The following is a 12,454-nucleotide window of genomic DNA, read 5'->3' as shown; positions in this document are numbered from 1 at the left end:
GCGGCGCACAGGGCGGTGGCGGCGGCAGTTCGGGAGGCGGTGGCGCCTCGGGGAGCTGGTGATGCGTCTGCTCCGCCATCTGTTCGCGCCGGCGGCGCGCACGCTGTTCCCCAACGCCAGCCTGGAGCGCATCGGCGCGGCGATCGCCGACGGCGAACGGTTGCACCGCGGCCAGGTGATGTTCGCGGTCGAATCGGCGCTGGCACCGGCGGCGCTGCTGCGCGGCATGGCGCCGCGGGCGCGCGCCGAGCAGGCCTTCGCGCAATTGCGCACCTGGGACACCGAGGCCAACAACGGCGTGCTGATCTACCTGCTGCTGGCCGACCACCGGATCGAGATCGTGGCCGATCGGGGCCTGCGCGGGCGCGTCGACGCCGCGCAATGGCGCGAGGTCTGCGCGCTGATCGAGCGCGACATGCGTGCCGGCCAGCCCGAGCAGGCGGTGATCGCCGGGGTGGCGGCGGTATCGGCGCTGCTGGCCACGCATTTCCCCGCGCAACCGGGCCAGGCCGATCCCGATGAATTGCCGAACATGCCGCAGCTGCTGGATTGAGTGCGGGGGCGGCATTGCGCCGCTCGTGCCGGCCGGCAGATGAAGCGCAGTGCCGCCCACGTCTGACGCCACCGCGGCAATGGCTGGCGCCGATGGCAGAATAGGCAATCTTTGCCTACCGGCCGACGTTCCCGCATGACCTATCTCCACCAGATCGACCCCATCGCCTTCTCGCTCGGCCCGGTGAAGGTGCACTGGTATGGGCTGATGTACCTGGCCGCCTTCGCCTCGGCGTGGTGGCTGGGCCGTCGGCGCATCCGCGCCGGCCGCCTGCCGGGCGTGGACATGGAGGGATTCTCCGACCTGCTGTTCTACGCGATGCTCGGCGTGGTGCTCGGCGGGCGCATCGGCTACATGCTGTTCTACGCGCTGGGCGATTTCCTCGCCAACCCGCTGCTGATCTTCAAGGTCTGGGACGGCGGCATGAGCTTCCACGGCGGCCTGATCGGCGTGCTGGTGGCCGCGGCCTGGTGGTCACGCAAGGCGCGGCTGCATTTCTTCGACACCATGGATTTCGTCGCGCCGCTGGTGCCGCTGGGGCTGGGCTTCGGCCGCGTCGGCAATTTCGTCGGCGGCGAGCTGTGGGGCAAGTTCACCGGCGCCGGCTGGGGCGTGATCTTCCCGCGCGCGCCGGAGCTGCAGGACTGGCCGCTGGCGCAGATCCAGGCGCAGTACGCCAGCGGTGCGCTGGACAAGTTCGCGCGGCATCCGTCGCAGCTGTACGAGGCGGTGCTGGAGGGCCTGGTGATGTTCGTGGTGCTGTGGTCGTTCTCGCTGCGGCCGCGCGCGCGCTACGCGGTGTCCGGCATGTTCGCGCTGCTGTATGGCGTGTTCCGTTTCGCGGTGGAGTTCGTGCGCGTGCCCGACGCGCCGATCGGCTACCTGGCGTTCCATTGGCTGACCATGGGCCAGATCCTGAGCACGCCGCTGATCCTGCTCGGCCTGTTCCTGCTGTGGCGCTCGCGCGGCGCGCCGGTGCTGCAACCGGTGCCGCTGGCGGCGGACGCCAAGCGATGAAGGCCTACCTGGACCTGTTGCGCCACGTGCTCGAGCACGGCGCGGAGAAATCCGACCGCACCGGCACCGGCACGCGCAGCGTGTTCGGCTGGCAGATGCGCTTCGACCTCAACGCCGGCTTCCCGCTGGTGACCACCAAGAAGCTGCACCTGCGCTCGATCGTGCACGAACTGCTGTGGTTCCTGAAGGGCGAGACCAACATCGCCTACCTCAAGGACAACAAGGTCAGCATCTGGGACGAGTGGGCCGACGCGCAGGGCGAACTCGGCCCGGTGTACGGCAAGCAGTGGCGGCGCTGGACCGGCGCCGACGGTCGCGAGATCGACCAGATGCAATGGCTGGTGGACGAGATCAGGCGCAATCCGGATTCGCGGCGCTTGGTGATCAGCGCCTGGAACGTGGCCGAGCTGCCGCAGATGGCGCTGATGCCGTGCCACAGCCTGTTCCAGTTCTACGTGGTCGACGGCAAGCTCAGCTGCCAGCTGTACCAGCGCAGCGGCGACATCTTCCTCGGCGTGCCGTTCAATATCGCCAGCTACGCGCTGCTGACCCACATGGTGGCGCAGGCCACCGGCCTGGGCGTCGGCGATTTCGTGCATACGCTGGGCGATGCGCACCTGTATTCGAACCACTACGAGCAAGCACGCGAACAGCTGGCGCGCACCCCGCGGCCGCTGCCGACGCTGCGCCTGAATCCCGCGGTCAGCGACCTGTTCGCGTTCACCTACGACGACATCGCGATCGAGGGCTACGACCCGCATCCGGCGATCAAGGCGCCGGTGGCGGTGTGAGCGGCGGGGAATCGGGAATGGGGAATCGGGAATCGGCGAGCGCCACTGCGGCGCCACGACTGACCCTGATCGCCGCGCTCGACCGCGCCAACGCCATCGGCCGCGACAACGACCTGCCGTGGCGCCTGCCGGACGACCTGAAGCGCTTCAAGGCGCTGACCCTGGGCAAGCCGGTGCTGATGGGGCGCAAGACCGCGCAGTCGCTGGGGCGCGCGCTGCCAGGGCGCTTGAACCTGGTGATGACGCGCTCGGGGCAGGTGCCGTTCGAGGGCATGCAGGCGGTCGCCTCGCTGCAGGCGGCGATCGAACTGGCGCAGGCGAGCGGGGCGGAAGAACTTTCGGTGATCGGTGGCGGCGACATCTTCGCACTGGCCCTGCCGCAGGCCGACATGCTGTACCTGACCCATGTGGACACCGTGGTCGAGTGCGCCGACGCACATTTCCCGGCGTTCGATCCGGCGCAGTGGGAGGTCGTGGCGCGGCAGCCGCATGCGGCCGATGCGAAGCATGCGCTGGCGTTCGAATTCGTCAATTACCGGCGCAGGCGTAGCGCGCCATAGCGTAGGCGCGGCGTGTTGTAGGAGCGGCTTCAGCCGCGACCGGACGTTACCGGCGAGATCCTGTCGCGGCTGAAGCCGCTCCTACACGTGGCAGCCTGCCTGGCCGTCACCCGCTTGCCTGCCGCCAGCCATCGTCATTCCTGATCGGGCGGCGGCGGCGACGCAGCAGCACCCGCACCGCGGCCACCGCTGGACCTGCGCCGCGGCTGCCGTGCGCGCGGTACCGGCGGCGGCCCTTCGATCGGGCGCCCTGGCACCTGCACCACCTGCAGGTCTTCGCTGTCCAGGCGCAATGCGGTGAGCTTGCCGCCCCACACCGCGCCGGTGTCGATCGCGTGCACGCCCTGGGTGATGGTCAGGCCCAGCGTGGACCAGTGGCCGCAGACGATCTTCAGGTCGCGCTCGGCGCGGCCCGGCACCTCGAACCACGGATACAGGCCCTGCGCCTGGGTGCCCGGGGTGCCCTTCTCCTCGATCGCGATGCGCCCGCGCGGGGTGCAATAGCGGGCGCGGGTGAACAGGTTGATGATCGCGCGCGAGCGGTCGTAGCCGGTCAGCCCCGGCGACCAGGCCGGGCGGTCGCCGTACATGTTGCGGAACAGCTTGTGGTAGCCGCTGCCGTGCAGCTGCTGCTCGACTTCGCGCGCATGCTTCTCGGCCAGGGTGGTGGTCCACTTCGGCGCCAGGCCGGCGTGGATCATCATCCAGCCCAGCTCGCGATCGGCGTGCAGCAGCTTCTGCATGCGCAGCCAGGTCAGCAGCTCGTCGCGGTCCTCGGCCAGCACGATGCGCTGCAGGTCCGGGTTGACCTTGCGCTGCTCGTCCGGGCTGCGCTCGCCGATCGCCAGCAGCGACAGGTCGTGGTTGCCCAGCACCACCTCGCTGTGTGCGCGCAGCGAGTGCACCAGGCGCAGGGTTTCCAGCGACTGCCCGCCGCGGTTGACCAGGTCGCCGCAGAACCACAGCCGGTCCACCGCCGGATCGAAGCGGATCTTTTCCAGCAGCCGCTGGGTGATGTCGTAGCAACCCTGCAGGTCGCCGATGGCCCACACGCTCATGCGGGCGCCATCAGTGCAGGGTCCGCGGCACGGTCAGCACGAACGGCGCGACCGGCGCGACGAAGTGGGTGCCGTCGTCGGCTTCCATGTCGTAGTGGCCGCGCATCGTGCCGTGCTCGGTTTCCAGCATCAGCCCGGAGGTGTAGCGGAAGTCCTCGCCGGGCCGCAGCCGCGGCTGTTCGCCGACCACGCCGTCGCCGTCCACGCGCTCCACGCGGCCGTTGCCGTCGGTGATTTCCCAGTGCCGGGCGATCAGCCGCGCGGCGACGCGGCCACGGTTGTGGATGCGGATCGTGTAGGCGAACGCGTAGCGTCCGTCCTCCGGCGCCGATTGGTCGTCGAGGAACCGGGGCGACACTTCGACCTCGATCCGATAGGGGGCGTCATCGTTCATGCCTCACAGTGTAAGCAAAGCCGGCGCAGGAATGGACTGCGAGCCGTCTACCGGCGCACTGCGGGCAGCGCGCGCTGCGGCCGCTGCGCGTGGCGAGGCGAGGCGTGGCGCCGGCGGCCGCGCAGTGCGATCTGCGACCCGCGCCGTTGCGATGTCTGTGCTGTGGCGTGCGCGTGGAGCGGATACGCGGATCGCGCCGCGACGCGCGGACCCGTGGCTCAGGCCTGCGCCACGTTGGCCAGGCGCACGAAGTCGGCGACTTCCAACTGCTCGGCGCGGGCATCCGGGCGTACCCCGGCGGCCTCGAACTGGGCCGCATCGCAGACCCCGCCCAGCGCATTGCGCAAGGTCTTGCGGCGCTGCCCGAACGCCGCGCGTACCACGTCGGCGAAACGCCGCCGGTCGGCGATGCCGATGTCCTGCGGCGCATGCGGCACCAGCCGCACCACCGCCGAATCCACCTTCGGCGGCGGCCGGAACGCGCCCGGCGGCACCACGAACAGCGAGGTCACCTCGCAGTACGCCTGCAGCATCACGCTGAGGCGGCCGTAGACCTTGCTGCCCGGCCCTGCGGCCATGCGGTCGACCACTTCCTTCTGCAGCATGAAGTGCATGTCGGCGATCGCCGCGGCATGGTCCAGCGCATGGAACAGGATCGGCGAGGAGATGTTGTAGGGCAGGTTGCCGACCAGGCGGATGCGGCCGTCGCCGGCCAGTTCGGCGAAATCCACCGACAGCACGTCGCGGTTGAGGATGGTCAGTGCGCCGACCCCTTCCGCCGCGGCGGTCAGCGGCGCGATCAGGTCGCGGTCGAATTCGATCACGGTCAGGCGGCCGTGGCGGCGCAGCAGCGGGAAGGTGATCGCGCCCTGGCCGGGGCCGATCTCCACCAGCAGGTCGTCGGGCTTGGGATTCACCGCGCGCACGATGCTGTCGATGTAGTGGCGGTCGCTGAGGAAGTGCTGGCCAAGCGATTTCTTGGCGGGGGCGCTGAAGCCGGAATAGGAAGTCATGCGGGCATCTTATCGGGATGGGGCCGGGATGGCGTGCGCCTTCCTGTAGGAGCGGCTTCAGCCGCGACAGCGCGTTACCGGTAACGCCCTGTCGCGGCTGAAGCCGCTCCTACAGATGCGCGCTGCGCGCGGCCAGCTGCGCGCATTGCGCGACCGCGGCGAACAGGCTGGACGGGTCGGCGATGCCGCGGCCGGCCAGCTCCAGCGCGGTGCCGTGATCGACCGCCACGCGCGGGTAGGGCAGGCCCAGGGTCAGGTTCACCGCTTGCTCGAACCCGCTGTACTTGAGCACCGGCAGGCCCTGGTCGTGGTACATCGCCAGCACCGTGTCGAAGCCGGCCAGTTTCTGCGGCAGGAATGCGGTGTCGGCCGGCAGCGGGCCGACCAGGCGCATGCCTTCGGCGCGCAAGGCGGCGAGGACCGGCGCCATCACTTCGATTTCTTCGCGGCCCAGATGCCCGTCTTCGCCGGCATGCGGGTTCAGCCCGAGCACCGCGATGACCGGCGCGGCGATGCCGAATTCGCTGCGCAGCGCGGCGTGGACGATGCGCAGGCAGCGCTCCAGCAGCGCGGGCGTCAGCGCGTCGGCGACCGCACGCAACGGCAGGTGGGTGGTGGCCAGGGCCACGCGCACGATGTCGTTGGCCAGCATCATCACCACCTCGCGCCCGGCGTGGCGGGCGAGCAGTTCGGTGGTGCCGGTGTAGGCGATGCCGCCGTCGTTGATCGCGGCCTTGTGCACCGGGCCGGTGACCAGGCCGGCCAGTTCGCCGCGCAGGCAGGCGTCGGCGGCCTGGGTCAGCGCGCCGATCACCGCGGCGGCATTGGCCGGTTCGGTGTGGCCGAAACGGCTGGGCACGGCATTGCCGACCGCGCGCAGGCGCAGGTCGCCAGGGGCCACGGCAGGCGCGGATTCGGGAAGCAGCTGCAGCGGCAGCGACAGCGCCGCAGCGGCGGCGCGCAAGGTGTCGGGATCGGCGAAGGCCAGCAGTTGGCAGTCGCGTCGCGGCTGTTGCGCCAGCCGCACGCACAGTTCCGGGCCGATTCCGGCCGGCTCGCCCGGCACCAGCGCGAGCGAGGGCAGCACGGCTTACGGCTTGGTGGCGGCCGGTGCCGGGGTCGCCGCCGGCGCGGTGGCGTCGGCAGCGGGCGCGGCGGAGCTCTCGGCACCGCCGACGCGCAGGTTCACATAGGCTTCGCCGCGCATTTCCTGCAGGAAGCGGTTGTACTCTTCCTCCAGCTTGCGGCGGCCGATGGTCTCGCGGACCTGGGCGCGCTGGGTGTCGCTGGTCACGTCGGTCTGGCGCGTGGCGACGCGCTGCACGATGTGCCAGCCGGCCTCGGTGCGGAACGGCTGCGAGATCTGGTTGTCGCTCAGGCCCTCAATCTGGTGGCCGAAGTCCGGGCCGAACGCGTCGGCCGGGAACCAGCCCAGATCGCCGCCCTGACCGCGGCTGTTGGCGTCGTCGGAGGATTCCTTGGCCACGGCCTGGAAGTCGGCGCCGCCGGCGATGCGCGCGCGCAGGGTCTCGATCTTGGCCTTGGCGGCGGCATCCGGCTGCGCCTCGTTGACGCGGATCAGGATGTGGCGGGCGTGGTACTCGGTGACCGTCTTCTTTTCCGGGTTGGCCGAGGCATCGCGGATCTCGACCAGCTTCAGCAGCTGGAAGCCGCTGGGTCCGCGCAGCGGGCCGGCGACCTGGCCCGGCTTCATGTCGCGGATCAGCTGCGCGAAGGCGTTCGGGATCTCGTCCAGGCTGCGCCAGCCGAGGTCGCCGCCTTCCAGCGCGTTGGGGCTGTCGGAATAGCGCACCGCAGCCGCGCTGAAATCGATCTCGCCCTTGTCGATCAGGGTCTTGACCCCGTCGATCTTGCTCTGCCCGGTCTTGATCTGGTCGGCGGTGGCACCTTCCGGCAGGCCGACCAGGATGTGCGCCAGGTGGTACTGGGCACCGGTGGTGGCCTGCTGCGCCAGCGCCGCATCGACTTCGCTCTCGCTGACGTTGATGCGGCTCTGCGCGAAGCTCTGGCGCAGGCGCTGCACGGTGATCTCGTCGCGCACCGAATTGCGGAAGTCGTCGAACGCCATGCCGTCGGCGGCGAGCTTCTTGCGCAGGCCGTCGACGTCGGTGCCGTTCTGCTGGGCGATGCTGCCGATGGCGCGGTTCAGTTCGTCGTCGCCGACGCGAATCCCGGTGCTGTTGGCGCGCGCCACCTGCAGCTTGACCAGCACCAGGCGCTCGAGCACCTGGCGTTGCAGCACGTTGTCCGGCGGCAGCTGCGCTTCGCGGCCGGAATACTGCGCCTTCACGTTGCGAACGGCACGATCCAGTTCGCTCTGCAGTACGACATCCTCGTCGACGACCGCAGCGATGCGGTCCAGTGGTTGGGTTTGTTGCGCGGCCGCCGGAGCGGACACGCCGGCGATCGCCAGCAAGGTGACGAGGAAAGCAGAGAGGGTATTGGTCATGGAATCAGGTTCGGATCGTAAGCGTCCGGATCGGTCGTGGTGTTGCTGGGCGGGACCAAGTACAGGTCGTCGCGGTTGTAGCCGAGAATAGCACGGCGCAGAACGCGGTCCGTGTCCTGGCCAAGCGAGGAGAGTCCCTTCAGCACGAACTCGACCTGGAACGCGGTGTCCAGATCGCCTTCGCGGTTGCGCACGTAGCGCCGTGCCAATGCGCGCACGGCGAGGCAGCAGCTGTCCCACTGCACGCCGGCGATGATTTCCAGCGGCTTGCTGTCTTCCAGCGAATAGTAGTGGCGCCCGACCAGGCTCCAGGTCGGGTTGATCGGGTACAGCACCGACACGTCGGTCTGCTCCAGCAGGTCGCGGCGGAAGCGGTAGCTGACGTTGATGATGCCGTCGCCCGGCAGCAGATAGCGGGTGCGGAAGCTGGCCAGGTCCTTGCGCCGGTACTTGGGGTCCCACTGGTAGGTGGCGCCCATCGTCCAGCGGTCGTTGATCATGTAGTTGGCGTCGGCGATCCACGCCGACTTGCCCTGCTCGATGGTGGTGTTGCTGCCGGGAAGGCTGACCCTGGAATCGTTGAAGTACAGGATCTGGCCGAGGCTGACCGACAGCTTTTCCTTGCCGTCGTCCTGGCGCAGCAGGCGCGAGCTCAGCGCCAACGTCATCTGGTTGGCGTCGTTCTGACGATCGGCGCCGGTGTAGCGCGAATCGCGGAACAGCTGGCCCCAGCTGAAGGTGAATTCGCGCGTGTCGAAGATCGGCAGGTCGTCCTGGTTGCGGTACGGCGTGTACAGATAGAACAGCCGCGGCTCCAGGGTCTGCAGGTAGCTGGTGTCGCCGAATTTGGCGTCGCGGTCGAAATACAGGCCGGCATCGACGGTGGTGATCGGCAGGCTGCGCGAGGGCGAGGTGTCGCCGCCCAGCGTGGCCGCCAGATCCTTGTCCAGCTGGTAGGCGGTGTAGCGCCAGGCCACGGTCGGCTTCAGGAACCAGGCCGCGCCGGCCAGCGGCATCGAGATGTAGGGCTTGAGATCCAGGCGGCTGCCGCCGGCCTTTTCGGTGACCTTGCCGGTACGTTCATAAGTGCCGTCCGTGGTTTTCTCATGGATGTCGTCGTGCACGAAGCGCACTGCTTCGCTGTAGATGCCGGCCTCGAAGTAGTTGCCGAATGATTGATCCCAGTTGAAGAAGGCGCGCGGCTGACGGTTGTACGGCAGCGCGTCCTCGGTCAGGGTGTAGTCGGTCAGCTGCCAGCGGTCGGCCATCAACCCGGCGGTCCAGGTCTCACCGGTGCCGTAGATGCCGACCGTGCTCTGCAGATTGGACACCGCGTTGCCGAGCAGGCGGTTGGAGAAGTCTTCCGTATAGCGCTCGTCGCTGACCCAGGCCACCGAGGCGCGGGCCTGCCAGTGCGAATCGATGTTGTGGTAACCCTGGTATTCGAACTTGCCGCGGTCCTTGTCGCGCAACTGGTCGTCGGGCATGTAGGTCGCCTCGACCTCGCCCTTGCCGCCGTCGTACAGGTAGCGGAACTCGCTGCCGAGCATGAAGCCGCGCGAACTCATGTAGCGCGGATACAGCGTGGCATCGTAGTTCGGCGCCAGATTGAGGTAATACGGCTGCATGTAATCGAAGCCGTTGCGGCTGGACATGCCGATCGCCGGGAACAGGAAGCCGCTGGTGCGACGGTCGTCGATCGGGAACTTGAACCACGGCGCGTACAGGATCGGCACGTTGTAGATCTTCAGGATCGCGTTGCGCGCGGTGCCGAAGCCCTCGTCGTTGTCGACGTCGATCTCCGGCGCGTGCAGCTCCCACACCTGCTGCGAGGGATCGCAGGTGGTGTAGGTGGAGCGGTGCATCTGTCCCAGCGCGCCCTGCAGGTCGACCGAGTCGGCCTTGCCGTTGCCGCGGCGCTCGATCAGCTGGTAGCGGATGTTGGTGATCTTGTGGGTGTCGGTGTCCTGGTTGCCTTCGGCGCGGTCGGCGACCATGCGGATCGACGAATCCTGGTAGCGCACGTGGCCCTCGGCAATGTAGTTGCCGGTCTCGGTATCCACGCGCAGGCTGTCGGTGCCCATGAACTGGTCGCCGCGCTTGAGCGCGACGTTGCCGGTGTAGTTGGGAACCGTGGTGGTGCCGGACAGCTTGTCGCCGACGATATCGGTCGGCTGCTGATCGCGGATCGCGGCCAGTTTCGGGTCGACCTTGGGCGCGTCGTCGAACTTGGGCAGCACGTCCGGGGTCGGGCACAGGCCCCAATTGGGCGGCTTCTCGGCCGCCATCGCCGGCAGGCAGAGAGCGATACTGAACGGAAGGGGTAGCAGGCGGAGGGCTCGGCGCACGCGCGTCAGGTATCGGGCTAAAACGACCGCTAGCTTGCCCCATCCCATGCATGGGGGCAATGAAGACGTCCCCCGGCCGGGGGACGGGGTTCATCCGCCCGGGCCGGCCTCAGCGCAGCGCGTCGACGTGGGCGACGCTGCATTCGCGCAGCGCCTGCAGGTCGTAACCGCCTTCCAGCAGCGACACCACGCGGCCGCGCGCATGCCGTTCGGCCAGCGCGCGCAGCTCCGCGGTGAGCCAGCCGAAGTCCTCGGTCTCCAGCATCAGGTCGGCCAGCGGGTCGCGCATATGCGCGTCGAAGCCGGCCGAGATCAGCAGCAGCTGCGGCTTGAACGCGTCCAGCAGCGGCAGCATCTGGTCGGCCCAGGTGTTGCGGAAACGGAAGCCGCCGCTGCCCGGCGGCAGCAGCGCGTTGTGCAGGTTGCCGACGCCGCGGTCGTGGACCCCGCCCGAGTTGGGGAACAGCCCGGACTGGTGGGTGCTGAAGTACTGCACGTGCGGATCGCGCTCGAAGATCGCCTGGGTGCCGTTGCCGTGATGCACATCGAAGTCGACGATGGCGATCCGTTCCAGGCCGTGCGTGTCGCGCGCGTGGGCGGCGGCCACGGCGATGTTGTTGAACAGGCAGAAGCCCATCGCGGTGGCGGCGGTGGCGTGATGGCCGGGCGGGCGCACCGCGCAAAAGGCGGTGTCGGTCTCGCCGCGCATCACCGCGTCCACCGCGGCCAGGCCGGCGCCGGCGGCGCGCAGGGCGGCGGCGCGCGAGCCGGGCGAGATCACCGTGTCCACGTCGAGCATGCGCTTGCCGTCGATGTCGGCCAGCACGTTGTCGATCAGCTCGCGCTCGTGGACCCGGGCCAGGTCGCCGAGCTTGGCCAGCGGGGCCTCGCGCCATTGCAGGTCGGGAAAGGCCTCGCGCAGCGCCGCCGTGACGGCCTGCAGGCGTTCCGGCCGCTCCGGATGCTCCGGGCCGGGATCATGGCCCAGGCACGCGGGATGGGTATAGATCAGCATGCCTGCCGCCCGGTCTGCGCGCCGCCGCTGCCGCTCAGGCCTGGCGGCGGTCGTGGCGCCACAGCACTTCGCCCTGGCCATCGGCCCGGGCCAGCACCCGCGCCAGCACGAACAGCAGGTCGGACAGGCGGTTGAGGTAGCGCACCGCCTCCGGCCGCACCGCGTCCTGGCGCGACAGCGCCACGGTCTCGCGCTCGGCGCGGCGCACGATGGTGCGCGCCAGGTGGCAGCGCGCCGCGGCCTCGCCGCCGGCCGGTAGGATGAAGTCCTTCAGCGCGGGCAGGGTGTCGTTGTAGCGGTCCAGGTGCTGCTCGAGCGCGTCGATGTCGGCGTCGTGGATCGCCGCATGGCCGGGAATGCACAGCTCGCCGCCCAGGTCGAACAGCTGATGCTGGATCGCGGTCAGCAGGGTGCGGACGTCGTCGGCCAGCGGACTGGCCAGGACCACGCCGATCGCCGAATTGGCCTCGTCGACGGTGCCGTAGGCGGCCACCCGCGCCGAATCCTTGCCGACCCGGTTGCCGTCGCCCAGGCCGGTGCTGCCGTCGTCGCCGGTGCGTGTATAGATCTTGGAGAGACGATTGCCCATCGGCGGCGATCCGGCCCCGGCTCAGTGGCCGGCGGGCTGGCCGCGCTGGCCCAGCCGCGCCAGCTGCTCGACGCCGACCTGGACCGCCGCGGCCAGCGCGGTGTACAGCGCCGCACTGCCCAGGTACGGCAGCAGCCAGTCGCTGTAGTTCTGCCACCAGCCGGCAACGGTCGGGTTCGGCACGCTGCGGCTGACCCAGTAGAAGCTGCCCTGCGCGATCAGGTGGCACACCGCCACCGCCACCACCAGGCTGGCGGCGGTAAGGCCCAGCGCGCGCCAGTCGGCGCCGCGGTAGCGCCGCGCCAGCCAGCTGCCGCCGGCCCACAGCGCGAAGTAGGCCGGGATCAGGCACCAGTATGCCGGCGACACGCAGTAGTGCTGCCAGAAGCTCAGGCCCTGGCCACGGATCACCAGGTAGTCGACCAGCACCGCCAGCGCCATCAGTCCCGGGAACGCCCAGCGGGTCCAGCCGCGCAGGTAGAAGCCGCCGACGAAGAACACCGCCCAGGAGGCGTCCGGAATCGCGCCGAAATGGTTGATGCGGGTCGCGGCCAGCAGCGCTGCCAGCAGGAGCAGGGCGGGAAGGCGGTGGCTGGAAGGGGTCATGGCGGATCACGGCGGGCGGCGGATGGGGCCGATTCTACTG

At 69.4% G+C, this 12,454-nt stretch carries 13 protein-coding genes; 4 read left to right on the top strand and 9 right to left on the bottom strand.

Features of this window, described 5'->3' with window-relative positions; all coding sequences use genetic code 11:
* The first annotated feature begins 61 nt into the window (after positions 1–61).
* From JR064_RS18810 to JR064_RS18795, 4 genes are all read left to right on the top strand, one after another.
* Entirely contained in the window at positions 62–553 is a 492-nt protein-coding gene (locus tag JR064_RS18810; protein WP_206230715.1) for a TPM domain-containing protein, read from the top strand.
* Between the two features lie 135 nt (positions 554–688).
* Positions 689–1,570: a prolipoprotein diacylglyceryl transferase gene (gene lgt / locus JR064_RS18805; protein ID WP_179568274.1), complete on the top strand. Its 882-nt coding sequence runs from the start codon at positions 689–691 to the stop codon at positions 1,568–1,570.
* The gene (locus JR064_RS18800) at positions 1,567–2,361 is read left to right on the top strand and encodes a thymidylate synthase (RefSeq protein ID WP_179568272.1); all 795 of its coding nucleotides are present in this window, start codon (positions 1,567–1,569) and stop codon (positions 2,359–2,361) included. Before lgt ends, JR064_RS18800 begins: the two co-directional genes overlap by 4 nt.
* Positions 2,362–2,378: 17 nt before the next feature.
* Positions 2,379–2,921: a dihydrofolate reductase gene (locus JR064_RS18795; protein ID WP_206230714.1), complete on the top strand. Its 543-nt coding sequence runs from the start codon at positions 2,379–2,381 to the stop codon at positions 2,919–2,921.
* A gap of 134 nt (positions 2,922–3,055) precedes the next feature.
* Here JR064_RS18795 and JR064_RS18790 read toward each other — a convergent pair whose 3' ends face one another.
* The 9 genes from JR064_RS18790 to JR064_RS18750 form a co-directional block, all read right to left on the bottom strand.
* The gene (locus tag JR064_RS18790; protein ID WP_206230713.1) at positions 3,056–3,979 is read right to left on the bottom strand and encodes a symmetrical bis(5'-nucleosyl)-tetraphosphatase; all 924 of its coding nucleotides are present in this window, start codon (positions 3,977–3,979) and stop codon (positions 3,056–3,058) included.
* A 10-nt stretch (positions 3,980–3,989) separates the two neighbouring features.
* On the bottom strand, positions 3,990–4,373 hold the full coding sequence (gene apaG, locus JR064_RS18785; RefSeq protein ID WP_145705570.1) for a Co2+/Mg2+ efflux protein ApaG: 384 nt from the start codon (positions 4,371–4,373) through the stop codon (positions 3,990–3,992).
* A 218-nt stretch (positions 4,374–4,591) separates the two neighbouring features.
* Positions 4,592–5,386: a 16S rRNA (adenine(1518)-N(6)/adenine(1519)-N(6))-dimethyltransferase RsmA gene (gene rsmA / locus JR064_RS18780; protein ID WP_179568266.1), complete on the bottom strand. Its 795-nt coding sequence runs from the start codon at positions 5,384–5,386 to the stop codon at positions 4,592–4,594.
* A 109-nt stretch (positions 5,387–5,495) separates the two neighbouring features.
* Positions 5,496–6,473, bottom strand: coding sequence for a 4-hydroxythreonine-4-phosphate dehydrogenase PdxA (gene pdxA, locus JR064_RS18775; RefSeq protein ID WP_206230712.1), 978 nt, complete (start codon positions 6,471–6,473; stop codon positions 5,496–5,498).
* 3 nt (positions 6,474–6,476) lie between these two features.
* The gene (locus JR064_RS18770; protein WP_179568262.1) at positions 6,477–7,856 is read right to left on the bottom strand and encodes a peptidylprolyl isomerase; all 1,380 of its coding nucleotides are present in this window, start codon (positions 7,854–7,856) and stop codon (positions 6,477–6,479) included.
* Positions 7,853–10,204, bottom strand: a complete 2,352-nt coding sequence (gene lptD, locus JR064_RS18765; RefSeq protein ID WP_425510316.1) for an LPS-assembly protein LptD — start codon at positions 10,202–10,204, stop codon at positions 7,853–7,855. Before lptD ends, JR064_RS18770 begins: the two co-directional genes overlap by 4 nt.
* A 109-nt stretch (positions 10,205–10,313) precedes the next feature.
* Positions 10,314–11,219, bottom strand: a complete 906-nt coding sequence (locus JR064_RS18760; protein ID WP_206230710.1) for a histone deacetylase family protein — start codon at positions 11,217–11,219, stop codon at positions 10,314–10,316.
* 34 nt (positions 11,220–11,253) lie between these two features.
* Positions 11,254–11,808, bottom strand: coding sequence for a cob(I)yrinic acid a,c-diamide adenosyltransferase (locus JR064_RS18755; RefSeq protein ID WP_206230709.1), 555 nt, complete (start codon positions 11,806–11,808; stop codon positions 11,254–11,256).
* Positions 11,809–11,829: 21 nt separating this feature from the next.
* Positions 11,830–12,414 (bottom strand): hypothetical protein, encoded by a 585-nt coding sequence (locus JR064_RS18750; protein WP_191826771.1) that lies wholly within the window; start codon positions 12,412–12,414, stop codon positions 11,830–11,832.
* Positions 12,415–12,454 lie beyond the last annotated feature (40 nt).

The sequence above is a fragment of the Xanthomonas bonasiae genome, from assembly GCF_017163705.1.
GTDB classification, from domain to species: Bacteria; Pseudomonadota; Gammaproteobacteria; order Xanthomonadales; family Xanthomonadaceae; genus Xanthomonas_A; species Xanthomonas_A bonasiae.
The sequence above is the reverse complement of the archived record's forward strand: the minus strand, read 5'-3'. Positions and strand labels throughout refer to the sequence as shown.